This window comes from Bradyrhizobium sp. 23AC, from assembly GCF_054863025.1.
This window is the reverse complement of record NZ_JAVAYN010000027.1, coordinates 35,459-59,027: the sequence shown is the minus strand read 5'-3', so window position 1 is coordinate 59,027 and position 23,569 is coordinate 35,459. Positions and strand designations below refer to the sequence as shown.

General features: G+C 64.1%; 26 protein-coding genes. 19 read left to right on the top strand and 7 right to left on the bottom strand.

Annotated features, from left to right (window positions below; genetic code table 11):
• Nucleotides 1-9: 9 nt before the first annotated feature.
• Nucleotides 10-828, top strand: a complete 819-nt coding sequence (locus RAD10_RS37490; protein WP_461621390.1) for a quinoprotein dehydrogenase-associated SoxYZ-like carrier — start codon at nucleotides 10-12, stop codon at nucleotides 826-828.
• A 94-nt stretch (nucleotides 829-922) separates the two neighbouring features.
• Here the strand turns inward: RAD10_RS37490 and RAD10_RS37485 are convergent, their stop codons facing one another.
• A complete protein-coding gene (locus RAD10_RS37485; RefSeq protein ID WP_461621389.1) occupies nucleotides 923-1,282 on the bottom strand; it encodes a hypothetical protein in 360 nt (119 codons plus the stop codon).
• Nucleotides 1,283-1,369: 87 nt separating this feature from the next.
• On the opposite strand from RAD10_RS37485, the gene RAD10_RS37480 reads away from it, so the two are divergent.
• The 5 genes from RAD10_RS37480 to RAD10_RS37460 are packed head-to-tail and all read left to right on the top strand — an operon-like array spanning nucleotide 1,370 to nucleotide 5,050.
• Nucleotides 1,370-2,368, top strand: a complete 999-nt coding sequence (locus RAD10_RS37480; protein WP_461621414.1) for an ABC transporter substrate-binding protein — start codon at nucleotides 1,370-1,372, stop codon at nucleotides 2,366-2,368.
• Between the two features lies 1 nt (nucleotide 2,369).
• Nucleotides 2,370-3,107, top strand: a complete 738-nt coding sequence (locus tag RAD10_RS37475) for an ABC transporter permease (protein WP_461621388.1) — start codon at nucleotides 2,370-2,372, stop codon at nucleotides 3,105-3,107.
• Nucleotides 3,097-3,825 (top strand): ABC transporter ATP-binding protein, encoded by a 729-nt coding sequence (locus RAD10_RS37470; RefSeq protein ID WP_461621387.1) that lies wholly within the window; start codon nucleotides 3,097-3,099, stop codon nucleotides 3,823-3,825. Before RAD10_RS37475 ends, RAD10_RS37470 begins: the two co-directional genes overlap by 11 nt.
• A 47-nt stretch (nucleotides 3,826-3,872) precedes the next feature.
• Entirely contained in the window at nucleotides 3,873-4,676 is an 804-nt protein-coding gene (locus RAD10_RS37465; protein WP_461621413.1) for a pentapeptide repeat-containing protein, read from the top strand.
• Nucleotides 4,677-4,702: 26 nt separating this feature from the next.
• A complete protein-coding gene (locus RAD10_RS37460; RefSeq protein ID WP_461621386.1) occupies nucleotides 4,703-5,050 on the top strand; it encodes a hypothetical protein in 348 nt (115 codons plus the stop codon).
• Between the two features lie 9 nt (nucleotides 5,051-5,059).
• Here RAD10_RS37460 and RAD10_RS37455 read toward each other — a convergent pair whose 3' ends face one another.
• The 5 genes from RAD10_RS37455 to RAD10_RS37435 all read right to left on the bottom strand — a co-directional run bounded on the left by RAD10_RS37455 (nucleotide 5,060) and on the right by RAD10_RS37435 (nucleotide 7,704).
• On the bottom strand, nucleotides 5,060-5,269 hold the full coding sequence (locus tag RAD10_RS37455) for a hypothetical protein (protein ID WP_018320724.1): 210 nt from the start codon (nucleotides 5,267-5,269) through the stop codon (nucleotides 5,060-5,062).
• 153 nt (nucleotides 5,270-5,422) lie between these two features.
• Nucleotides 5,423-6,265 (bottom strand): hypothetical protein, encoded by an 843-nt coding sequence (locus RAD10_RS37450; RefSeq protein WP_461621385.1) that lies wholly within the window; start codon nucleotides 6,263-6,265, stop codon nucleotides 5,423-5,425.
• A gap of 262 nt (nucleotides 6,266-6,527) precedes the next feature.
• Nucleotides 6,528-6,608, bottom strand: coding sequence for a pyrroloquinoline quinone precursor peptide PqqA (gene pqqA, locus RAD10_RS37445; protein WP_012029362.1), 81 nt, complete (start codon nucleotides 6,606-6,608; stop codon nucleotides 6,528-6,530).
• A 229-nt stretch (nucleotides 6,609-6,837) separates the two neighbouring features.
• Nucleotides 6,838-7,167 (bottom strand): hypothetical protein, encoded by a 330-nt coding sequence (locus RAD10_RS37440; protein WP_461621384.1) that lies wholly within the window; start codon nucleotides 7,165-7,167, stop codon nucleotides 6,838-6,840.
• A 144-nt stretch (nucleotides 7,168-7,311) separates the two neighbouring features.
• The gene (locus RAD10_RS37435; RefSeq protein ID WP_038973402.1) at nucleotides 7,312-7,704 is read right to left on the bottom strand and encodes an EF-hand domain-containing protein; all 393 of its coding nucleotides are present in this window, start codon (nucleotides 7,702-7,704) and stop codon (nucleotides 7,312-7,314) included.
• A 344-nt stretch (nucleotides 7,705-8,048) separates the two neighbouring features.
• Between RAD10_RS37435 and RAD10_RS37430 the strand changes: the two genes are divergently transcribed.
• From RAD10_RS37430 to RAD10_RS37405, 6 genes are all read left to right on the top strand, one after another.
• On the top strand, nucleotides 8,049-9,713 hold the full coding sequence (locus RAD10_RS37430; RefSeq protein ID WP_461621383.1) for a methanol/ethanol family PQQ-dependent dehydrogenase: 1,665 nt from the start codon (nucleotides 8,049-8,051) through the stop codon (nucleotides 9,711-9,713).
• A gap of 11 nt (nucleotides 9,714-9,724) precedes the next feature.
• On the top strand, nucleotides 9,725-10,081 hold the full coding sequence (locus RAD10_RS37425) for a c-type cytochrome (protein ID WP_091966698.1): 357 nt from the start codon (nucleotides 9,725-9,727) through the stop codon (nucleotides 10,079-10,081).
• Entirely contained in the window at nucleotides 10,078-11,007 is a 930-nt protein-coding gene (locus RAD10_RS37420) for a substrate-binding periplasmic protein (RefSeq protein WP_461621382.1), read from the top strand. Before RAD10_RS37425 ends, RAD10_RS37420 begins: the two co-directional genes overlap by 4 nt.
• Nucleotides 11,008-11,242: 235 nt before the next feature.
• Nucleotides 11,243-12,262, top strand: coding sequence for an FUSC family protein (locus RAD10_RS37415; protein ID WP_461621381.1), 1,020 nt, complete (start codon nucleotides 11,243-11,245; stop codon nucleotides 12,260-12,262).
• 110 nt (nucleotides 12,263-12,372) lie between these two features.
• Complete coding sequence (locus RAD10_RS37410; RefSeq protein ID WP_461621380.1) at nucleotides 12,373-13,362, top strand: Bug family tripartite tricarboxylate transporter substrate binding protein; 990 nt, start codon at nucleotides 12,373-12,375, stop codon at nucleotides 13,360-13,362.
• A gap of 120 nt (nucleotides 13,363-13,482) precedes the next feature.
• Entirely contained in the window at nucleotides 13,483-13,908 is a 426-nt protein-coding gene (locus RAD10_RS37405) for a hypothetical protein (RefSeq protein WP_461621379.1), read from the top strand.
• An 88-nt stretch (nucleotides 13,909-13,996) separates the two neighbouring features.
• Here the strand turns inward: RAD10_RS37405 and RAD10_RS37400 are convergent, their stop codons facing one another.
• Nucleotides 13,997-14,965: a helix-turn-helix domain-containing protein gene (locus RAD10_RS37400; RefSeq protein ID WP_091966610.1), complete on the bottom strand. Its 969-nt coding sequence runs from the start codon at nucleotides 14,963-14,965 to the stop codon at nucleotides 13,997-13,999.
• 511 nt (nucleotides 14,966-15,476) lie between these two features.
• On the opposite strand from RAD10_RS37400, the gene xoxF5 reads away from it, so the two are divergent.
• The 7 genes from xoxF5 to RAD10_RS37365 all read left to right on the top strand — a co-directional run bounded on the left by xoxF5 (nucleotide 15,477) and on the right by RAD10_RS37365 (nucleotide 23,417).
• Nucleotides 15,477-17,279, top strand: a complete 1,803-nt coding sequence (gene xoxF5, locus RAD10_RS37395) for a lanthanide-dependent methanol dehydrogenase XoxF5 (protein WP_028142707.1) — start codon at nucleotides 15,477-15,479, stop codon at nucleotides 17,277-17,279.
• Nucleotides 17,280-17,390: 111 nt separating this feature from the next.
• The gene (locus RAD10_RS37390) at nucleotides 17,391-17,879 is read left to right on the top strand and encodes a c-type cytochrome, methanol metabolism-related (RefSeq protein ID WP_018320735.1); all 489 of its coding nucleotides are present in this window, start codon (nucleotides 17,391-17,393) and stop codon (nucleotides 17,877-17,879) included.
• A 60-nt stretch (nucleotides 17,880-17,939) separates the two neighbouring features.
• Nucleotides 17,940-19,049, top strand: a complete 1,110-nt coding sequence (locus RAD10_RS37385; RefSeq protein ID WP_018320736.1) for an S-(hydroxymethyl)glutathione dehydrogenase/class III alcohol dehydrogenase — start codon at nucleotides 17,940-17,942, stop codon at nucleotides 19,047-19,049.
• 32 nt (nucleotides 19,050-19,081) lie between these two features.
• On the top strand, nucleotides 19,082-19,645 hold the full coding sequence (gene gfa / locus RAD10_RS37380; protein ID WP_018320737.1) for an S-(hydroxymethyl)glutathione synthase: 564 nt from the start codon (nucleotides 19,082-19,084) through the stop codon (nucleotides 19,643-19,645).
• 657 nt (nucleotides 19,646-20,302) lie between these two features.
• The gene (locus tag RAD10_RS37375; RefSeq protein WP_461621378.1) at nucleotides 20,303-20,755 is read left to right on the top strand and encodes a (2Fe-2S)-binding protein; all 453 of its coding nucleotides are present in this window, start codon (nucleotides 20,303-20,305) and stop codon (nucleotides 20,753-20,755) included.
• A 1-nt stretch (nucleotide 20,756) separates the two neighbouring features.
• Entirely contained in the window at nucleotides 20,757-23,084 is a 2,328-nt protein-coding gene (locus RAD10_RS37370) for a xanthine dehydrogenase family protein molybdopterin-binding subunit (protein WP_461621377.1), read from the top strand.
• Nucleotides 23,085-23,156: 72 nt separating this feature from the next.
• A complete protein-coding gene (locus RAD10_RS37365; RefSeq protein ID WP_091966602.1) occupies nucleotides 23,157-23,417 on the top strand; it encodes a hypothetical protein in 261 nt (86 codons plus the stop codon).
• Nucleotides 23,418-23,569 lie beyond the last annotated feature (152 nt).

The window sequence follows — 23,569 nt, the reverse complement described above, 5'->3', positions numbered from 1 at the left end:
GACCTGACCATGACCCGATGGACACGCCACCTGCCCTTGATCGCCCTACTGCTCGGCGTCGCCTTCGCCGTGCCGGCGCGGGCTGAAGAGGCTGACGATCCCTGGCCTGGCCTGGTGCAGGACATCTTCAACAGCCGTGCGATGAACGACGGCAGCGCCGTCATCGGCATCGAGATGCCCTATCGCGCAGAGGACGCGGCGATCGTGCCGGTGACCCTGCGCAGCAAGCTGTCACCCGCAGACAGCCGCCGTATCCGTTCGATCACGCTCGTGATCGACCGTAACCCGGCGCCGATGGCGGCGAAGTTCGAGCTCGGCTCCGACGCCAATGTCACCGAGATCTCGACGCGCGTGCGTGTCAACAATTACACGGATGTGCATGCGGTGGCCGAGCTCAGCGACGGCCAGCTCTATGTCTCGAAAGTCTATGTGAAAGCCTCCGGCGGCTGCTCGGCACTGGCAGGAAAGAACGCCGAAGAGGCGCAAAACCGGCTCGGCCAGATGCGCTACCGGCAGTTCGCGCGCGAGGAAGCGCCCGCGAGCCGCATCCGCGAAGCGCAGATCATGATCGGCCATCCCAACAATTCCGGCCTGCAGATGGACCAGGTCACGCAGCTCTACATTCCCGCCTTCTTCGTCAACCAGCTGAAGCTGACGCAGGACGACAGCCCCGTGCTGTCGATGGAAGGCGGCATCTCGATCTCGGAAGATCCCAACCTGCGCTTCACCTACGTCTCCAACGGCGCCAAGCGTTTCCGCGCGGAAGCAAAGGACACGGATGGGCACGTGTTCCGGAATGAGTGGGATGTAGAGAAGCCGGGGACGTAATAGTCAGGCCGTCATTCCGGGGCGGTCCGCAGGACCGAGCATCTCGAGATTCCGGGTCTGGTCCTTCGGACCATCCCGGAATGACAGCACTAAATCAAAAACACCTCACCTCGGCTTCCGCCTGCGCGCGCCGCAAATCGTTCACTGCCGTGTTCGCCTGCTCGGAGGTGCGGAACTGGACGCCGAGATTGCCGCGGACCTGGGACATGCTGAGCGCGGTCTCGGCGGTCACGTAGCGCTCATAGGTGACGATCGAGGCCACCACGTCGATCGAGCAGGAACATTGCTCGATCGATTGCCGACTCTCGCCATTGGCCTTCATGCAGCCATAGACGTACTCCGCGCGCGCCGACGTCGGATAATCATTGGCCTCCTCGGCCTGCGCCACGCACGCGGTCGCCGCCAGCACCGTCAATGCGGCGACAATCGGTCGTAGCTGTCCGGCCAGTTTCATGCGCATCCTCCCGCGGGTTGCGACCAAAGCTATGCTATGCGTATTGTCCTGAAAAGCACTCTGTCAGAGGAAACGGCTCACAAGGTGATGAGAGCATTTGGCGTGATAAGGGCACTTGGTCGGACATTTGCGCTCGCGACGACGCTGGCGCTGACATTGGCCGCGCCCGGCCGCGCCGCGGATACGATCCGCCTTGCGGTGCAGAAAACCGGGACATTTTCCTGGGAGCTGGCCGCGATCCGCGCGAGCGGCCTCGACAAGGAGGCGGGCCTTTCGCTCGAGGTCACCGAGCTCGCGAGCACCGAGGCCGGCAAGATCGCGATGCGCGCAGGCAGCGCCGACATCATCCTGTCAGACTGGCTGTGGGTGTCGCGCGAGCGCGCGCTCGGTGCCAAGCTCACCTTCTATCCCTATTCCAGCGCGCTCGGCGCAGTGATGGTACCCGCATCCTCTCCGATCAAGACGCTCGCCGACCTGAAGGGGCGCAAGCTCGCGGTCGCCGGCGGGGCGATCGACAAGAGCTGGCTGCTGCTCCAGGCGAGCATGAAGCAGGATGGCATCGACCTGAAGTCGGAGGCGACCATTGCCTACGGCGCCCCGCCCCTGATCGCCGCCAAGGCGCTCGACGGCGAGATGGAGGCGAGCCTCAATTTCTGGAATTTCTGTGCCCAGCTCGAGGCCAAGGGATTTCGCCGCCTCGCCGGCATCGAGGACATTCTGCCGAAGCTCGGTGCCAAAGGCGCGGTCTCCGCCGTCGGCTATGTCTTCGACGAGAATTGGGCCGCGAGCCATCGCGACGCCGTGGCGCGCTTCATCGCGATGACGCGCAAGGCCAAGGAGCTGCTGGTGACCTCGGATGCGGCCTGGGACAAGATCGCGCCGCTCACCGGTACGAGCGATGCCGCCATGCTCAAGACCTATCGCGACCGCTATCGCGACGGTATTCCGCGCCGGAGCATCGACGACGAGGAGAAAGACGCGCGCGTGCTCTACCGCGTGCTGGCCGAGATCGGCGGCCGCGATCTCGTCGGCCCGGCGGCCGAGCTCGATCCGGGCACGTTCTATCACGCGGTCCCCGGAGATTGAGGTGCTGCGTCTTCTGTCGTTCGCCCTGTTTCTCGCGATCTGGTGGATTGCCGCGCTGTTCGTCGGCGGCGCGAAGCTGCCCTCCCCGCCGGCCGTGCTCGAGGTGATGATCGCGGAGGCCTCATCCGGCGCGCTGTTCCTGCATCTCGGGGCCACGCTGGCGCGCGTGACCCTCGCCTTCCTGCTGGCGATGTCGCTCGGCAGCGCCATCGGCTACCTGATGGGACGGGTCAGGCTCGCGGATAAGCTCGGCGATCCCTGGCTGATCCTGCTGCTCAATCTGCCGGCGCTGGTCGTGATCGTGCTGGCCTATATCTGGGCCGGTCTGACCGAGGCTGCCGCGATCGCGGCGATCGCCATCAACAAGCTGCCGACCGCGGTCGTCACCTTGCGCGAGGGCACCCGCGCGCTCGACCGCTCGCTCGACGAGATGGCGAGCGTGTTCGCGATGCCGCGCTGGCGCGCGTTCCGCCATGTCGTGCTGCCGCAGCTTGCGCCCTATATCGCGGCGGCCGCCCGCTCCGGACTGTCGCTGGTGTGGAAGATCGTGCTGGTCGCCGAGCTCCTGGGACGTCCGAACGGCGTCGGCTTCGAGATCGGCGTCGCCTTCCAGCTGTTCGACACGCCGCGGCTGCTGGCCTATTCGCTGACCTTCGCCGCGGTCGTGCTCGTGATCGAAACCTTGCTGGTGCAGCCGTTCGAAGCTCGTGCAAACAGGTGGCGGCCCCGTGCGGCTTGAGGTCGATATCACAGGCAAGACCTTCAGGAGTGCCGCGGGCGGAACGCACGAGGTGCTGGCGCCGGTCAGATTCGCGCTTCAATCCGGCGAGGTCGGCGTGCTGATCGGCCCGTCCGGCTGCGGCAAGAGCACGATGCTGCGCATCATCCTGGGATTGGACCACGACTTTGCAGGCCGTGTTGCGCGGCCGCCGGAGGCGCGGATCGGCATGGTGTTCCAGGAGCCGCGACTGCTGCCGTGGCGGTCGGTCGCGCAGAATGTGCGGCTGGCTGCGCCCGACGTGGCTGATGCCAAGCTCGCCGAGCTGTTCAAAATCCTGGAGCTGGAAGCGCATCGCAATCACTATCCCGGCGAGCTCTCGCTGGGGTTGGCCCGGCGCGTGGCGCTCGCCCGCGCCTTTGCCGTCGAGCCGGATATTCTGGTGCTCGACGAACCGCTGGCATCGCTCGATGACGCTCTCGCCGGACGCCTGCGCGATGAGATTGCAACGCTCGTCGCGAGCCGGCCGGTGATGACGCTTTTGGTGACACACAGCCTGGACGATGCAGTGCGCCTCGGCGACCGGCTGTTCTTCCTGTCGCCGCGGCCAGCGCGGATCGTGGCCGAGGTGCCTATCGGCATCCCGCGCGACAGACGCGGCGAAGCCGAGATTGCGGCGATCAAGGCCGGCCTCGCCCAACGAACTCAAGGCGACCGCACTGAGCGAGATGTCTCATAGCCGGTCGCCTGGCGGACGTGCTAGACTGGGCCGCGGCGGAGTCGATGATGACGCGGACGGTCGCCCTCTCAACGCTGGCAACGCTTGGTCTTGCACTCGTCACGATGACGGCGGGCGCGCAGGACATGATGCGCGACGTCGACCTCACCTCCCCCGCGATGGTCTCGTCCGAAATGACGAGGCCAGAGGTCGAGGCCGTGCTGGCCAAAGCGAGCGCCGCGCAGCCTGCCGATTTCACCGGCAAACGCCTGTCGGGCCTCGATCTCTCGGGGCTGGACCTGTCCAACGCGGTCTTCCGCGCCGCGCGGCTCAACAAGACAATACTCCGAGACGCCAGGCTTGACCGTGCAATCCTCGATCAGGCGTGGCTGCTGGATGCGGATCTTACCGGCGCAAGCCTGAAGGGCGCCAATCTGTTCGCCTCGCAAATGGCCCGCGCGCGTCTCGACGGCGCGAACCTGTCAGGAGCGCGCATCGCTGCCGATCTCACCGGCGCAAGCCTGGTCGGCGCTTCGATCGCGGACGCGCATCTGGGCGCCGATATGCGCAACCAGTCGATGGGGCTGATGCGCGCGGTGCTGAGATCCGCCAATCTGGAACGGCTGAATGCGCGCAACGCCGATTTGTCGCGCGTCGACCTCGAATTCGCAGTCCTCAGGGGCGCCGATCTGAGCGGCGCATCACTGAAAAACGCCCAACTCGGCGGAGCCGATCTGACGGGCGCCAGCGTCATCGACGCCGATTTCGACGGCGCCGATCTCGTCTCGGCGAAGCTGATCGCACTGAACGGCCTTGACCGCGCCAAAAATTTCGACAAGGCAAAGAACCGCGAGCGCCTGATCAGGGAATGATGGCCCGCCTTTGGGAGGACTGGCTGATGCGTTGGGTTCTAGCTTTGATCGCGTCGTTGACGCTTGCCGGCGAAGCCGCCGCGCAGGCCAAGGGCAAGGGCATCCGGCTCTGGAACCTGACGACAGAGACGATCTCCGGCTTCCAGCTCTCGCCGGCCGGCAAGACCGATTGGGGCCCGAACCAGTGTCTCAACGACAAGGACAAGGAGGTCGACCACGACGAGCGGCTGCGCATCACCGGCGTCGAGCCGGGCCGCTACGATGCCAAGGTGAGCTATCCCAATGCGCGACAATGCGTCGTTCGCGACATCGAGATCAGAGCGGATGCGGTATTCTCGATCGCCGACAAGGATCTAAAAGACTGCACCAAGTAGCGAGACGCCTTACGCCTTGTCGTTCGGGTGCGGATATTCGCAGCGCCACCGCACCGCCTGCCACTTCGGATGGTCGCCGACCCATTGCGCGATATAGGGTGGCGCGGCCATCGCGCATTGCCGCGGCGACCCACCATAGTTGAACATCAGATGCTGTTCCTCGCAGGTCGCAGGCGAGAGCACCGCACACACAGTCACCACCAGGTCAATCGGGTTCATGCCGGGATCCTCTCGCAAGGGGCGGTCAAGATTAGCACGAAAGGTTACGTACCACGGAAGCGGAAGTTTCAAATCCGGGCGAGAAATGGGGCGGGAACTGGCTCTCCCCGTGCTCCCAGGCAAGGCAAAGCCCGGGCATGACGACGCTCTCTGCTAAAAGTTAACGCCGAACACCATCCGGGCCTGGTGGCGCTCGAAATTGACGAGGTCGAGATTGCCGCCCGCTCCGGCCGGCCGGCCCCAGGCCTGCATGCTCCAGCTCAAGGTCAGCCGCGAGCGCTCGGAGAGCTGGAAATAGGCGGTCGGGCCGACGAACAGGGCCTGGCCTGAAAACTCGCCGAGGCCGATGCCTTCGTATTGCCGGAAATAGCGCAGCTCGCCGCCGAGCAGCATGTTGGGCCGCACGCGCACCATGCCGGCGAACGCCGCACCGATCGTCGAACTCTTCTCGGACTGCCCCGCCACCTCGAAGCGCGCCCATTCCGGCTGATAGATCAGGTTGAGGGCGCCGATGGCAAAGTTCGGGATGAGCTCGCGGTCGATGGCGAGGGTGAATTCCGTGCCGTACATCCGCCCCTTCGCGCCGCTGGTCTCGTCGATGCGGTCGCCGTGGAGCTCGGCGGCGATGGTGAGGCCGAACGGCGCGTGCTCGCGGTCGAGCAGGCGGTAACGCAGATCGAGCGAAGCGCCCTGGAAGTTGAGCTGGCGGCGGTCGTCGATGTCGGGGACGCCGGTGATGTCGTGCAAGCTGGCGACGGCGCCGACCTCGATGCGGAAGTTCGGCAGCGGCACGATCTCGATCTCGACCTCTTTCTCAAGAGCGCGATAGGTGCCGCCGCCCTTGCCGAAGCGCCCCGTCGTCTGGCTCTGGAATTCGCGCTCGCCGGGATTGCCGACATCGGTGCCGATCATGAAGCCGAAGATGTGCTCGGTATCGAAGCCCTCCTCGGCGTGCCCATGCGTCGGTGTCAGCGCGACCGCGCAGGCAATCACCATCAGAAATCTGCGAGCTCCGCCGCGCATCCCCGTGCCCCGAAGGCGCGCGCCGCTTTGATGCGGCAGCAGCGCTGACCGGCCAGCAGCGTAACACACTGCAGCAAGGGCGTGGTCTAGATTTTGAAGGAAGATAATTGAAGCCTGCGCAGGTACTTCATCGCGTCGATGGCAAAAGCACGAAGCAAGCGATACCCGGCTCGAGATCCGACACTGCCACGGCTTCGACGGCGTTCACCGTCAAAGCCGCGGCAGGTCGTCAGTCTTACTTGCGCGCAGCGCAGGCGTACATGTTGATTTCCATGCCGACCGGCACTTCCACGATCTTCGGAGCTTTCCAAGCCATTCGGGGTCTCCCCAAGGTATTGAGCGCGACATCGCGCGGCGCAAAACCTAGGGCTGCGTCAGTTGCAGTTCAAGCCTCGATTCGCCTGCCGAGCGCGTCCGTGTCGATTCTTCGCGGCTGCATTTCTCTCTCGGACAAAGCCAGTTCCCTCTTGGTCAAACACGACCTGCGAGACACCGTCTTGTGCGACGCACCGCACGTCGAATCGACACGAATGGCACCGTCGCCGTCAGCAGCCCTTGTCGGCCATTGCGGCGTCCGGCTTGGCACCTTCGGCGCGCTGAGCCGCCGTCGGCTGGCTCTGCATCTGCCGCTGCGCATCTTCGGATGAAGCCGGCGTTTCGCCACTTGCACGATTCATCGTGCTGGTCGGCGGATGCTGGCTGGTGTCGCCCGCTGAACTGGACGAGTGCGACTGCGCTGCGCCCACCGTCACGGGACCAGAACCAGCATCCTTGTCAGTGCTGGCGCTGCCCGTGTTGCACGGGCCGGCGACCGCGACGCCGGCGCTCAACGCCAGGATCGCGCAGACAGCAAGAACGGAACGTTTCGTGTTCATCTGAATCTCCTCTTCTCCCGCCGCGCTGCCCCGGCGCCGAGCAGGACATCGCGAAGAGAACAGGCCGAACAGCCTGATGTTCCGAGTGTCGGAGCGGAAATGCTCGCAAACGCCACCTCGTCACGTCTGTTCCGGTTGCACCGCTCACCGCAACAATCGCAGCAGCGCGCGGCCGGCGCGCGAGTTCAGCTCCTTCGCATCCAGCGTTCCGTCCTTGTCGGGATTGGCCGCGTTGAAGCGCTGCTCGACCACGGAGAGATATTCGTCGAGCGTAAGAGTCCCGTCGCGATCGGGATCGGCCGCGGCAAGCTCTTTCGCCGTCAGCCGTCCGCGCAATTCGCGCGCATCGAGCGTGCCGTCATGATCGGGATCGAGCTTTGCGAATAATGCCGCGGCCGCCTTCTTCACCTCGGCAAGATCGAGCGTGCCGTCATTGTCGGTGTCGAACAACTTGACCGCGTTGCCGGAGGCCGACCACGCCGGACCGGACAACAATGCAATGGTGAGCGCAAGCGCAACTGAGCGACGCGAAATCATTAAGACCTCCCAGATGAAGAGCCCCGGTTCGGGCGGGACACAACAACATAAATCCACAAGCGGTCCCAGGTTCAAGTCCGGAATTGCAACTTGCGCGCGCGACAGCCCCGGGGACCCCCGCTTGCGCCCTCGAACGACCGAGGCCCGGAGCAGCTTCGCGTTGCGGGAATTTCTTTAGCGTCTCCACGCAAGTGGGAGTCTGCGGCCGTCAGGTTTCCGTAAGGTGACCGGCGCCTGTTCAACGATATCGGCACGACACTTGCGACTTTCGTATTGACGCGTTTTGGTTTCCGACGGAGTGTTGCTCCCGCAGCGTCAAAAGGCGCGCATATTGGGAGGAACGGATGAAACGCTTTGCGATGGCCGCGAGCCTCGTCATGCTTGCATCGACTTGTGCAAGCGCACAGACCACCGAGCAACTGGTCAAGGGCGCGACTGATACATCGAACGTTCTCAATTACGGGATGGGCTACAATCTGCAGCGCTTCTCGACGCTGAACCAGATCAACAAGGACAGCGTCAAGAACCTCGTCCCGGTCTGGAATTACTCTTTCAACGACGATCGCAGCGAGGAATCGCAGCCGCTGGTGTACCAGGGCGTGATCTACGTGACCTCGCACAACGCGACCATGGCGGTCGACGCCAAGACCGGCAAGCAGATCTGGAAAACCAAGGTCGAATATCCCGCCGAGACGCCGCGCATCGTCTGCTGCGGCATCATCAACCGCGGTGCGGCGCTCTATGACGGCAAGGTGTTTCGCACCACGCTCGACGCCAACGTGATCGCGCTCGACGCCAAGAACGGCAAGGAGCTGTGGCGGCAGAAGGCGGCCGAAATCAAGGAAGGCTATTCGATGACGGTGGCCCCGCTGGTTGCCGACGGCGTCGTCATCACCGGCATCTCCGGCGCCGAGTTCGGCACCAGGGGATTCATCGACGGCTGGGATCCGGCGACGGGCAAGCATCTCTGGCGCACCCATTCGATCCCCTCACCGGAAGAACCCGGCGGCGACACCTGGAAGGGCGATACCTGGAAGCTCGGCGGCGGCTCGACCTGGATCACGGGGTCTTATGACCCCGAGCTGAACACCGTGTATTGGGGCATTGGCAATCCCGGACCGTTCAATTCGGCGGTGCGTCCCGGCGACAATCTCTACACCTGCTCCGTGCTGGCGATGGATCCCAAGACCGGCAAGATCAAGTGGCACTACCAGTTCTCGCCGAACAATCCGTTCGACTATGACAGCGTGGCCGAGATGGTCCTCGCCGACATGAATGTCGAGGGCAAGCCGACCAAGGTGCTGATGGACGCCAACCGCAACGGCTTCTTCTACGTGCTCGACCGCACCAACGGCAAGCTGCTCGCGGCCAACCCTTACGTGAAGGTCAACTGGGCGACCGGCATCGACATGAAGACGGGACGTCCGATCGAGACCGACGTGTCGAAGGACGCGCGCGAGGGCAAGAAGGTCACGGTCTATCCGTCGATCCTCGGCGGCAAGAACTGGGAGCCGATGTCCTTCAACCCGCAAACCGGCCTTGCCTATGCCAACACGCTCGCCTTCGGCGGCAGGTACAAGACTGAGCCCGTCACCTTCAAGCAGGGTGAATGGTATCTCGGCATGGACCTGACCGACCTCTGGGAGTACGGCGACGGGCCGCGCGGTCATCTCAAGGCGATCGATCCCATGACCGGCAAGTCGAAATGGGAAGCGCCGAGCGACATTCCACGCTTCTCGGGCGTGCTGTCGACCGCGGGCGGCGTCGTGTTCTCGGGTGCCCTGACCGGCGAGTTCGAGGCCTTCGATGCCGACACCGGCAAGAAGCTCTGGCAGTTCCAGACCGGGTCCGGCATCGAGGGCCAGCCGGTCACCTGGCAGCAGGATGGCGTGCAGTATGTCGCGGTGACCAGCGGCTATGGCGGCGTCTACTCGCTGTTCTCGGGTGACGAGCGGCTTGCCAACGTGCCGCCCGGCGGCTCGCTGTGGGTCTTTGCGGTCAAGCAGTAATCCACGGCATGATGCTGAGAAAACCATCTCACAAGACGGCGGCGGTCCTCGCCGCCGTCGCGGGGCTGACGGTCGCGCTTGCGGCGACCGTTCGCGCCGCGGACGACGCAACCGGCAATCCCATGCAGGCACAGATCGACCACGGCAAGTCGACCTATGCTTCGAAATGCTCGCACTGCCATGGCCCCAATCTGATGAACTCCGGCACGATCACGCCGGACCTGCGTGCCATCCCCGACGACAAGACGCGCTTCGTCACCACAGTGAAGAACGGCAAGAACAACAAGATGCCGCCGTGGGGCGATATCCTCAACGACGAGGAGATCGGCTCCCTCTGGGCCTTCATCTCCAGCCGGAGGAAGCCATGAGGGGCCGGCGTGCTGCATGGAGCATTGCGGCCGTTCTTTCGACGATGGCGACGGTCGCTGTTGCGGCCGACGATCCCCTGAAGATCTGTCTCGACGAGGACCGGCCACCGTTCTCGATGCACCACCGCGGCAAGCCGGATGCCGGCTTCGACGTGCTGCTTGCGCAGGCAATGGCGGAGCGGCTCGGACGGAAGCTGACGATCCAGTGGTTCGAGAGCAAGCTGGACGAGGATTCGAGCCCCCAGCTCGAGGCCAACGCGCTGCTCTCGGATGGCCGCTGCTCGCTCGTCGGCGGCTACGCGCTGACGCAGGATTCGCTCGTCGCACCCGGGATGAAGACGGCGCGCTTGCCTGACTTCGCCGGGGCCACGCGCGACGATCGGCGGCGCCGCGTCGCACTCGGCGTGCTCGCGCCGAGCCAGCCTTACGTCTATTCGCCGATGACGGTCGTGCTCGGGCCGAAGGCAAGCGGGCGCAAGATCGGCGACATCGGCGATCTCGCAGGCCTTCGTCTCGTCATCGAAAGCGGCTCGCTCGGCGACGCCATCCTGATGACCTTCGACAAGGGACGGCTGATCGACAACATCACCCATCTCGTCCCCGGCCGCGACGATCTGCTGGGCGCACTCCAGCGCGGCGACCATGACGCGACGCTGATCGACCTCGGCCGCTTCGACGCCCATCGCGCCGCGCATCCGGACACGGCGATCACGGCGTCCGGATACTATTATCCGATCGGCGCCAATCGCGGCTATGTCGGACTGGCCAGCGATGCCGCGCTGATCGACGCCGTCAACAAGGCGCTGACGGGGCTCGCGGCCGAAGGCAAGATCGCAGAATTCGGCAAGCAGGCTGGGCTCACCTATTTGCCACCGCGCGAGCCTGCGATCCTGGGCGATGTCTGGATGAAGATCATTCAGCGGTGATGTGCCTTTTGCGGCGAGCGGCGGCGCGACCACATCACCGCTGTCATGCCCCGGCTTGACCGGGGCATCCAGTACGCCGCGGCCTATCCATTGAACCACAGACGTCGCGGCGTACTGGATCGCCCGGTCAAGCCGGGCGATGACACCGAGGGTGTGGCAACGCCGGCGTGCCTTACGCGAAAACGCCGACACCATTTGTGATATGCTCGCATTTTCCTTCGCCCTTTGGTGCCCCGTGAATCCTCCCACGATCACCGCCACCAGCCTGCGTGACGTCCTCTCCCGCGAGATCAAGACCGCCGAGCTGCTGCGCGCGCTGATCGTCGTCGGCCCGATGGTGGCGGCCTATTTCATCGCGCGCGAAACGGCGCTGCTCAATCTCGGGCCGGTCGCGGTCTCGCTGCTCATTCCCGCGCTCAGGCAGCACTTTCCGCCGAAAGTCATCGTCTGGCACTACCTCGCCATCCTCGTGACCTTTGCCGCACTCTTCCTGGCAGCCCCGATCAAGCCGCTATTCGCAGTGCTGACGGCGCTTGCCGGATTCCTTGCAGTGGCCGGGACCCGCTATGGCGAGCATTTCCGCACGCTGGGCAATTGGGTGTTCATCCCAGCCGTCTATCTCGCCTGCGAGGTGCGGGAGGGCGTGAGCGCCGCCGAAGCGCTGCGGCATGCCGGCGTGATCATCGCCTCCTCGCCGATCGCGCTGGCGCTGGTCTGCGCCATCCGGATTTACGACCAGCGAGGGCAAGGCGATACCGCGACCTCGTTCGGACCGCCCGCGGCCGAATGGTTCCTGCCCGCGCTGGCAACCGCCATGGCGGTGTTCGCCGCGGCGGCGCTGGTCGAAATCCTGAACCTTGCGCAGGGGCAATGGGTGATGTGGTCGGCCGCCAGCGTCGTGGTCGGCGATCTCTCGGCGTCCACCGACAAGCTGAAGCAGCGTACGATCGGCGCCTTCGTAGGCGTGCCGCTGGGCTTCCTCGCCGGCATCGTATTGCCGCAGAGCCGCGTCGGCTACGCGCTCGCGGTGCTGGCGGCCACCCTCACGCTGATCTCGTTTTCCCGCTACATCCTCGGCTTCGGCCTGCGCTGCTTTTTCATCGCTCTGGCGGCCTCCTTTGCCGGCGGCGCCAGCGGCATCGCCGAGGAGCGCATCGTCAACGTGCTGATCGGCGGGAGCTTTGGCCTGATTGCCGTGGCCCTGACCGAGATCGTCTGGCTGCGCGTCATGCGTAAGGCGCGCTCGCCCGGGTGAGGCGCGAATGGGCACCTCGCCGCTGTGTCGAATGCGCCAATCTGTCTCGCTCGCCGGCCATGGCGGCGCCAGCCTGATGCAGTAGGTTCGGCCAAAATCAGGAGGGAATCATGACCGCCAAATTCGATCGCCGCCACTTCGTCGCCGCCGGTACCACCGCACTTGCGATGCCCTTCGTCATGCGCAGCGCCTCGGCGCAAGCCGCGTGGCCGTCGCGGCAGATTCGCATGATTTGCAGCTATCCCGCCGGCGGGCAGACCGACCTGCTCGCGCGCGCCTACGGTGAGTTCATCTCAAAGCAGGTCGGCAAGACCGTCGTCGTCGAGAACAAGCCCGGCGCCTCCGGCGCGATCGGCACGGCCGAGGTCGCCCGCGCCGAGCCCGACGGCCACACCATGCTGTGCTCGATCTCGACCACCTACATCATGAACCGGGTGGTGATGAAGAATCCCGGCTACGACATGGACAAGGATTTGGCGCTCGTCAGCGTCATTCCGGGTGCCGGCCTGTTGCTGGTCGCGAACCCCAAGACCGGGGTCAAGACGCTGGAGGATTTCGTCGCGTTCGCACGCAAGAGCGGCAAAGTGAACTTCGGCACCTACAGCGCGGGCTCGGCCCCGCACATGACGATCAACGAGCTCAACAAGCAGTATGGCCTTTCCGTCGAGCCGGTCCATTACCGCGGCGAGGCCCCGATGTGGACGGGGATGCTCGAAGGCACGCTGGATGCCGCGATGGGCAGCTACACGGCGGCGCAGTCGGTCCTGCAAAGCGACCGCGGCACCGTGTTCGCGGTGCATTCGAAGAAGGTCGACGCGATCCCTGCTATCAAGACCCTTCCGGAGCAGGGCGCGACCTCGAAATTCTTCACCGTGAGCGGCTTCTCCGGTTGGGCCGTGCCGAAGGCGACGCCGCAAGCGGTCGTCGACCGCCTGTCGGAGCTGTGTGTTGCCGCCAACAACGATCCGAAAGTGAAGGAAGTTCTCACGACCTTCGTGCTCGAACCCGCCATCGGCTTCAAGGAGAGCAACGCCCTGTATCAGCGCGAACTGCCGATCTGGATCGAGAGCGCGAAGTCTCTCGGCCTCGAGCCGGCTTGAGGCCTGGCACGGCGTGCACGGCCCGTAGACCAAAGCCTAGTGTCGGAACGGCATTTTCCCGCTATGATTGTGCGTCGCCGTCGAAGGATAGCAACCGCACGGGCTAGAAAGGCCGATTGCATGACGCCGGATCCGCTCGCCGTGGCCGCCATGATCATCCTGCTCTTTCCGATGGGTTATTTCACGCTGGCTTCGCCCGCCTTTCTGCTGGTGAAGCTCGATGTCCGGCCCGTCGCACTGTTGCTGCGCGGAATGTTCAATGCCCATTTCCTGGTGATGGGCGCAGCCGGGATTATCGGGACCGTGGCCTTCCTGCTCGCTGGCCAGCTCGTCTTCGCGACGGTCGTCGGCCTGCTTGCAGCTCTGGCGATCGGCGGCCGCCGCCGGTTCATGGCGCGGATGGACAATCAGCTCAGCGCCGGTGATGCCGGCGACACCGAGGCCCCGCGTCGGCTGCGACGGCTGCATTGGAGCGGGATGCTGTGCAACGCGGTCCTGCTTGCCGCGCTGCTGGCCAGCATTCCCTACATTTCGACGGCTGCTTGATCGGCAATTGCTGCGTGAGCGGCCCTGCAACCGCCGGAGCTGCCTCGGCGCCCGCCTAAAGCATGATCCGGAAAAGTCGCATCGGGCTTTAGTGCTCGCCCGAACTCGCGGCGCCCTGCTGCGCCTTGTGGATCGAGGACGGCACCACGCCGAAATATTTCCGGAACACCCGGCTGAAATGCGATGAGCTGGAGAAGCCCCAGGAGAACGCGACGTCGGTGATGGTCTTGCCGGCGTGGGCCTCGAGCTCCTGGCGGCAGTTCTGCAGGCGCGCCTGCCAGATGTAGTCGCTCACCGTGGTGCCGCGCTCCGAGAACAGCATGTGCAGATAGCGCTTGGAGCAGCCGAGCTCGGTCGAGATCTGGTCGATGCACAGATCAGGATCGCGCAGATGCTCGCGGATGAAGAACTGCGCGCGCACATACATCGCTTCCGGTCCGACACGGTCGAACATCGTGTCGGCTTCGCGCAGCGGCAGCAGCAGCAGGTCGATCAGCGAATCGGCGACGCCGACCGCGCTGTTTGCCGACAGCTTTGCCGCCTCGTCGAAGGTCGCATGAACGAAATCGTGGGCGATCCGCCCCGTCCCTGTCTTCGACGACAGCTTGCAGGCGGGCATCCGCTGCGACGGGAATCCGCGGTCGCGTAGCAGCGCCTTCGGCACGATCACGACGTCGTGACGGGTGAAGGCCGGGCTGATGATCGAATGCGGGCAGGAGACGTCATAGGCGATGATGTCGCCCGGGTTGATCTCGATGTGGCGACCTTCTTGCTCGAAATAGGACACGCCGTAAGTCTGGAAGTGAATCTTGATGTACGGATGCTCGTTGGCCTTGGCGCGCGCCAGCGTGTGGGCAATGCGATGCTGACTCACTTCGATCTGGCAGAGCTTCAGGCGCGAGACGCTGGTGTAGTCGATGCGGCCCTCGAGCGAGGACGCCTCCAGCGGATCGACGTCGAAATGCCCACACAGACTCGTCAGCCCGTCGATCCAGCTCTGGATCTGGCGCTTCGGCGTCATGCCGGTCGTCGAGAGCGTGTGAATGGTGTCGGACATTAATCCAGCCACTGGTTTGATCCGGAGAGACGCGAATCGCGACCAGCGCTGCCGGAGCCCTCAGCCGTGATTGCGTGACGTTTACCTCGAATTTGAGCGGTCTTTTGGTACGAGCGCCATCGTTCCATTGCCACCCTTGAAACTTAATCCTCCGCCTTAGTTGCAGCGCCGTCAAGGGGAACCTGAGCGTTGAAGGCACTGTCAAAGCGATGCGGAAGCCGCTGAATTCGCTACTGCAAAATCAAAATCTTCGCGTCCGTGCGCTATCAAGCAAACCGGCTTCTCTCTTGGGCAAGTTTCCCGATGACGAAGTCGTTAGGGATTGCGGCAGGAACAACAAGAACGGGCCGCTCCTGCACGTGGACCCGTGGCTCTCATCAGGAGGAGGAAACAGCACAGCATCGTTTCTGGTCCCAATCGTGACCGCCCTGCACGAGCAGACGCCGGACGAGAAGCCCGGTGAATCAGTATTGCTTCGGAAACAATAAACGAGACCAACGGAGGAATAACTATGCGCAAGGTGCTACTGGCGACCTTTCTTGGCTCCGCGGCGGCGCTCGCCGTCGGGGGCGCCTCAGCCAATGACGAGCTGGTCAAGATGTCGCAGAACCCGAAAGACTGGGTGATGCCGACCGGCGACTACGCCAATTCCCGCTATTCCAAGCTCAACCAGATCAACGCACAGAACGTAGGCAAGCTCCAGGTGGCCTGGACCTTCTCGACCGGCGTGCTGCGTGGCCATGAAGGCGGCCCGCTGATCATCGGCAACATGATGTACGTCCACACGCCGTTCCCGAACAAGGTCTATGCCATTGACCTTTCCAACGAGAACAAGATCGTCTGGAAGTACGAGCCGAAGCAGGATCCGAACGTCATCCCGGTGATGTGCTGCGACACCGTCAACCGCGGCCTGGCCTTCGGCGACGGCAAAATCTTCCTGCATCAGGCCGACACCACCCTCGTCGCGCTCGATGTCAAGACCGGTCAAGTTGCATGGACCGTCAAGAATGGCGATCCGAGCAAGGGCGAGACCGGCACGTCGGCCCCCATGGTCGTCAAGGACAAGGTGCTGATCGGCATCTCCGGCGGCGAGTTCGGCGTCCAGGCCCATATGTCGGCTTACGATATCAAGACCGGCAAGCTGGCATGGCGCGGATATTCGGAAGGGCCGGACAACCAGCTCCTGGTCGACGACAAGACCACCGCGCTCGGCAAGCCGATCGGCAAGGATTCCAGCCTGAAGACCTGGCAAGGCGATCAGTGGAAGATCGGCGGCGGTGCCACCTGGGGCTGGATCTCCTACGATCCCGAGCTGAACCTCGTCTACTACGGATCGGGCAACCCCTCGACCTGGAATCCGAAGCAGCGTCCCGGCGACAACAAATGGTCGATGACGATCTGGGCGCGTAACCCGGATACCGGCGTCGCCAAGTGGGTCTATCAAATGACGCCCCACGACGAATGGGACTATGACGGCGTCAACGAGATGATCCTCTCGGACCAGTCGATCAACGGCCAGCCGCGCAAGCTGCTGACGCACTTCGACCGTAACGGCCTCGCCTACACCATGGACCGCACCAACGGCGAACTGCTGGTCGCCGAAAAGTACGATCCGAAGGTGAACTGGACCTCCGGCGTCGACATGGACAAGAACTCGCCGACCTACGGCCGTCCGAAGGTGCTCGACGCAGCTTCGACCGACAAGGCGGGCGAGGACGTCAACGTGAAGGGCATCTGCCCGGCCGCGCTCGGCACCAAGGACGAGCAGCCGGCAGCCTACTCGCCGGACACGCAGCTGTTCTACGTTCCGACCAACCACGTCTGCATGGACTACGAGCCGTTCAAGGTGAGCTACACCGCGGGCCAGCCCTATGTGGGTGCGACGCTCTCGATGTATCCGCCGGCGGGTGAAACCCACATGGGCAATTTCATCGCCTGGGACGGCAAGACCGGCAAGATCGTCTGGTCGAACAAGGAGCAGTTCTCGGTCTGGTCGGGTGCGCTCGCAACCGCCGGCGGCGTGGTGTTCTACGGCACGCTCGAAGGCTACCTGAAGGCGGTCGACGCCAAGTCCGGCAAGGAGCTCTACAAGTTCAAGACTCCCTCCGGCATCATCGGCAACGTCACCACCTATGAGAACGGCGGCAAGCAGTATGTCGCAGTGCTCTCCGGCGTCGGCGGCTGGGCCGGCATCGGTCTGGCGGCAGGCCTGACCGATCCGACCGCAGGTCTCGGCGCGGTCGGTGGCTATGCGGCCCTCAGCAACTACACGGCACTCGGCGGTACGCTGACCGTGTTCGCGCTGCCGAACTAGGCCCATCAGCATCGCTCCGGCGCGTGGAATAAACTCCACGCGCCGGCTCGTCTCCCCCGGGCTCCTTCGAGGATGAATCTCTTGCGTAAAATCTGCTCTGTCATTGCTGCGATGATCTTGGTTGCGTCCGGAGGAATTGCGGTCGCGGACGGTCCGGGCGATCCGACCGCCGTGAAGAAGGAAGACGACGGAAAGTGGCTCGATAAGGAAGGCACTCCGACTTACAAGATTTCCGACGGCACCGTGGACTGGTTCACCTATTCCGGATACCGCCGCTATCACTCCGACTGCCACGTCTGCCATGGGCCTGACGGCATGGGCTCCACCTACGCGCCGGCGCTCAAGGATTCCGTCAAGTCCATGAGCTATGGCGACTTCCTCGGCGTGGTCGCCTCCGGTCGCAAGAACATCTCGACCGCGCAGGAGAACGTCATGCCCGCCTTCGGCGATAATCCGAACGTCGCCTGCTACATGGACGATCTGTACGTCTATCTGCGCGCCCGCTCCACCGAAGCATGGGGCCGGCAGCGTCCCTCCAAGAAGGAGGAGAAAACGGAGGCCTACACCAAGGCGGAAGACGCCTGCATGGGCCATAAATGAACGTTGCTGAGGCTGCCGAGACCACCTCTTGGCATCTTGCGAGAATTTGAGGAGCTACCAATGAAGACACGTGCCGCCGTCGCTTTCGAAGCCAAGAAGCCGCTCGAGATCGTCGAGCTCGATCTGGAAGGACCGAAGGCCGGCGAGGTCCTGGTCGAGATCAAGGCGACGGGCATCTGCCACACCGACGCCTACACGCTCGACGGCTTCGACAGCGAGGGAATTTTCCCGTCGGTCCTGGGGCATGAGGGCGCGGGCATCATCCGCGAGATCGGTCCTGGCGTGACCTCGGTGAAGCCGGGTGATCACGTCATCCCGCTCTACACGCCGGAATGCCGGCAGTGCAAAAGCTGCCTCAGCCAGAAGACCAATCTCTGCACCGCGATCCGCGCGACGCAAGGCAAGGGCGTGATGCCCGACGGCACCAGCCGCTTTTCCTACAAGGGCAAGCCGGTCTATCACTACATGGGCTGCTCGACCTTCTCGAACTTCACCGTGCTGCCGGAGATCGCGGTCGCCAAGATCCGCGAGGATGCCCCCTTCGACAAGAGCTGCTACATCGGTTGCGGCGTCACCACCGGCGTCGGCGCCGTCGTCAACACCGCGAAGGTCACGCCGGGCTCCAACGTGGTCGTGTTCGGCCTCGGCGGCATCGGCCTCAACGTGATCCAGGGCGCCAAGATGGCCGGCGCCGACAAGATCATCGGTGTCGACATCAACGACTCCAAGGAGGATTGGGGCCGCCGGTTCGGCATGACCGAGTTCGTCAACCCCAAGAAGATCACCGGCGACATCGTCCAGCACCTCGTCGGCCTCACCGATGGCGGCGCCGACTACACTTTCGATTGCACCGGCAACACCACGGTGATGCGCCAGGCGCTGGAAGCCTGCCATCGCGGCTGGGGCACCTCGATCATCATCGGCGTTGCCGAATCCGGCAAGGAGATCGCCACCCGCCCGTTCCAGCTCGTCACCGGGCGCAACTGGCGGGGCACGGCCTTCGGCGGCGCCCGCGGCCGCACCGACGTGCCGAAGATCGTCGACTGGTACATGAACGGAAAGATCCAGATCGATCCAATGATCACCCACGTGCTCAAGCTCGAGGAGATCAACAAGGGCTTTGACCTCATGCACGAGGGCAAATCCATCCGTTCAGTCGTCGTCTACTAGCTCGAAAGCGTCACCCCAAGGAGGATCGACCCATGACTGTTGCACTCCATCCATCGATCGACAACGGCCTCAAACAGGGCAGCGGCAGCTTCGCCGGCGGTACGCTGGCCTGCAAATGCAAGGACCACCAGGTCAAGGTCGGCATCAAGGGCGACGTCGCCCACAATCACGCATGCGGCTGCACCAAATGCTGGAAGCCGCAGGGCGCGACGTTCTCCGTCGTCGCCGTGGTGCCGCGCCAGAACGTCACCGTGCTCGAGAACGGCGACAAGCTTCAGATCGTCGATCCCTCCGCGGTGATCCAGCGCTATGCCTGCAAGGCGTGCGGCACCCACATGTACGGCCGCATCGAGAACAAGGGCCACCCGTTCTACGGTCTCGACTTCATTCATCCCGAGCTGTTCCAGGAGCAGGGCTCGCAGGCGCCGCAATTCGCCGCCTTCGTCTCCTCGGTGATCGAAGCGGGCGTGAAGCCGGAGCAGATGGCCGGTATCCGTTCGCGGCTGAAGGAAATCGGGCTCGAGCCCTATGATTGCCTGTCACCGGCGCTGATGGACGCGATCGCGACCCACGTCGCCAAAGCCAAGGCCGCCTAACAAGGCCGCCTGAGCAAAGGCCGCCTGAACAAAGCGGTCGGACGTTCGCCATGCCCTATCCGCTCGCTGGCCTCGATCAATGCCAGCGAGCCGGACGGGCCCGGCCCCGGGACAGTCGCGGCGATGCCGCCGCCCCTGCAAGCTACGCGTATGCGAGCCTGATTGGCTCCCTCAGTCCTGGTCTCTGAATGACTGCGCAGCGCCGCCAACTTCCGTCTTGAAGTTCCGGCCCCTGCGTTTCTCCCTCCCTCGACTGAGGCACCTTGCTTCGTCCGCGCAGTCTTTCTGGCGGACGAAGCTTTTTTCATCGCACCCCCTGTTTGCGAACGCGCGGCCAGCGCGGCGCGATGACGCGCCCTGCTTTTGACAAACCATCGATGCAATCTTTTCCCGGTGAGAACACCCGGCTGTGAACGCCGGGCCGGCGCGATCTCTGCTACGATCGCACCGTCACGATGCCGCACGACGTTCAATCAATTAAGAACAAAAACGGGAGGTATCGAGCACATCCAGACATCGCCATCGGCGTTCCTGCCTCCCTCCGGGATTTGCCCGCGCGGGACGAGGGCGGGATGTGGCGCGACCAGGCACGAACCGTCGCCGACCGGCGTCGGCAAGTTTTGAATTTGGCATGCTTATGAAGAGCGAGGGACGATCATGATCAAGGTGAAGATCAACGGCCAGGAACAGAGCTGGGACGGCGACCCGGATCTCCCGCTACTCTGGTTCCTGCGTGACGAGGCCGGCCTGACCGGCACCAAATATGGCTGCGGCCAGGCCCTGTGCGGTGCCTGCACCGTCATCGTGGACAAGCAAGCCGTGCGCGCCTGCATCACGTCGGTCAATGACGTCGCCGGCCGCGAGGTCACCACGATCGAAGGGCTGCATCCGAACGGCGATCATCCGGTGCAAAAGGCCTGGCGGCAGGTCAACGTGCCGCAATGCGGCTTCTGCCAGGCCGGCCAGATCATGCAGGCTGCGGCCCTGCTGATGGACAATCCGAAACCTTCGCACGACCAGATCCGCGAAGGGATGGCGGGCAACATCTGCCGCTGCGGCTGCTACCAGCGCATCGAGAACGCCGTCCATCTCGCATCGACGGGGGTGTGACATGAATTTCATCGACAATCCCGGCAAGCTCCATAGCTTCGAAAAACACGGCTTCGAAAAGAACATCAAGGTCGAGAAGGTCTCACGCCGCAGCATCCTGAAAGGGCTCGGCATTACCGGCGGCTTCGTGCTCGCCGCACCCGTGATGTCGCGCCAGGCATTGGCCTACGAGACCGGTGCCGGCAAGATGCCGCACGGTGTCGTGGTCGATCCGCGCGTGTTCGTTTCGGTGGGCTCGGACGGCATCGTGACCATCGTGGGTCACCGTTCGGAAATGGGCACCGGCGTCCGCACCAGCCTGCCGCTGATCGTGGCCGAGGAGATGGAGGCCGACTGGTCCAGGGTCAAGGTGCAGCAAGCTCATGGCGACGAGGTCAAGTTCGGCAACCAGGACACCGACGGCTCGCGCAGCACGCGGCATTATCTGATCCCGATGCGCCAGATCGGCGCCTCGGCCCGCACCATGCTGGAGCAGGCCGCGGCGAAGCGCTGGGGCGTACCGGCGACCGAGGTCAAGGCCGTCAATCACGAGGTCGTCCACAGCGCCAGCGGCCGCAAGCTCGGCTTCGGCGAGCTCGCCGCTGATGCTGCCAAGGAATCGGTGCCTGCCATCGAAGGCCTCAAGCTGAAGGACCCCCGGGATTTCCGGTATCTCGGCAAGGGTCAGGTCGGCATCGTCGATCTTCACGACATCACCACCGGCAAGGCGCGTTACGGCGCCGATGTGCGACTGCCGGGGATGAAATATGCCGTGATCGCGCGCCCGCCGGTAACAGGCGGCAAGCTGGTCTCGTTCGATCCCGATGCGGCGCTGAAGGTCCCGGGCGTCGAGAAGGTGCTGAAGGTTCAAGGTTGGCCGTGGCCGTCAAAATTCCAGCCGCTCGGGGGCGTCGCCGTGATCGCGCGCAACACCGGCGCGGCGATCAAGGGCCGGGATGCGTTGAAGCTGGTCTGGGACGATGGTCCCAACGGCAAATACGACTCCGTCGCCTACCGCAAGGAGCTCGAGGAGGCCTCGCGCAAGCCCGGCCTCGTCCTGCGCAAGGAGGGCGATGCGGACGCTGCCCTGAAGGGCGCCGACAAGGTGATCGTCGGCGAGTACTACGTCCCGCATCTTGCTCATGTCAGCATGGAGACGCCGGTGGCGGTCGCCGACGTCAAGGGCGACAAGGCGGAGATCTGGGCGCCGGTGCAGAGCCCCGGCGGCACCCGCGAGGACGTCGCCAAGACGCTCGGCATTCCCGAGGCCAACGTCACCGTCAACGTCACGCTTCTCGGCGGCGGTTTCGGACGCAAGTCGAAATGCGACTTTGCGCTCGAGGCCGCGCTGCTCTCGAAAGAGCTCGGCGCACCGGTGAAGGTGCAGTGGACGCGCGAGGACGATATTCACAACGGCTTCCTGCATACCGTCTCGGTCGAGCGGATCGAGGCTGGCCTCGACAAGAGCGGCAAGGTGGTTGCCTGGCGCCATCGCAGCGTGGCCCCCAGCATCGCCTCGACGTTCGCCGCCGGGACCGTGCACCAGGCCCCGTTCGAGATCGGCATGGGCCTCGTCGACATGCCGTTCGAGATCGCCAACATCTCGTGCGAGAACCCGGAAGCCGCGGCGTTCACCCGCATCGGCTGGTTCCGCTCGGTCTCGAACATCCCGCGCGCCTTCGCGGTGCAATCAATGGTCGGCGAGATCGCGCAAGCGACCGGCCGCGACCAGAAGGAGACGCTGCTCGCGCTGATCGGAAGCCCGCGCATCGTCAAACCGGAGGTGAAAGACCTCTGGAACTACGGCGAGCCCCAGGACAGCTACCCGATCGACACCGCGCGCCTGCGCAAGGTAGTCGAACTGGTCGCCGAGAAGGGTGAGTGGGGACGCAAGGTACCGAAGGGCCACGGCCTTGGCATCGCAGTGCACCGCAGCTTCGTCAGCTACATCGCGACCATCGTCGAGGTCGCCGTCGACGACAAGGGAAAGCTGACCGTGCCACGGGTCGACACGGCGATCGATTGCGGCACCTATGTCAACCCCGAGCGCATCGCCTCGCAGATCGAAGGCGCGGCGATCATGGGGCTGAGCCTCGCCAAATACGGCGAGATCACCTTCAAGGACGGCAAGGTGCAGCAGAAGAACTTTGACGACTTCCAGGTCGTCAGGATGGATGACTCTCCTGTGGTGACCAACGTCTACATCGTGCCGCCCGGACCCGACACGCCGCCGAGCGGCGTCGGCGAGCCCGGTGTTCCGCCGTTCGCACCGGCGCTGATCAATGCGATCTTCGCGGCGACCGGAAAACGCATCCGCTCGCTTCCGATCGGCAAGCAATTGGAGGCGTGAGACGGAACAGAGGCGCGAGACGGAACACAAGCGGTCTCGCGCCGTTTCCATCGATCTGACAGGAGCAGATCGATGACAAATATCTCAAAGGCGCTCGCAGTCTCGTTGCTGTCGGGCGCCTTTCTTGTGACGGCCTCCGGCGCATTCGCCCAGAGCAACACGACGCCGCCGGCTACCGCGACACGCCCCACCGCGCCGGACCAGAACTCGCTGCCCAACGCCAACGCCCCGCCTGCCTCCACCACCCAGACCACCGGACAACACAATCCGGATCCCAAGGTTCGCGAGATGAACCAGAAGGAAAAGGACAAGGTGGAGCGTCAGGGGAAGTAGTTATCTGACGGCTGCGCATGGATGTGCCCTCTTCCCCTGCTTGCGGGAGAGGGCGATTGCAATGGGACTGATTTTCCTTGTGGCCATCCTTCGAGACGCCCGCCTTTGGCGGGCCCTCAGGATGAGGATCGCGTGCGCGGCGGTCGCTTCAA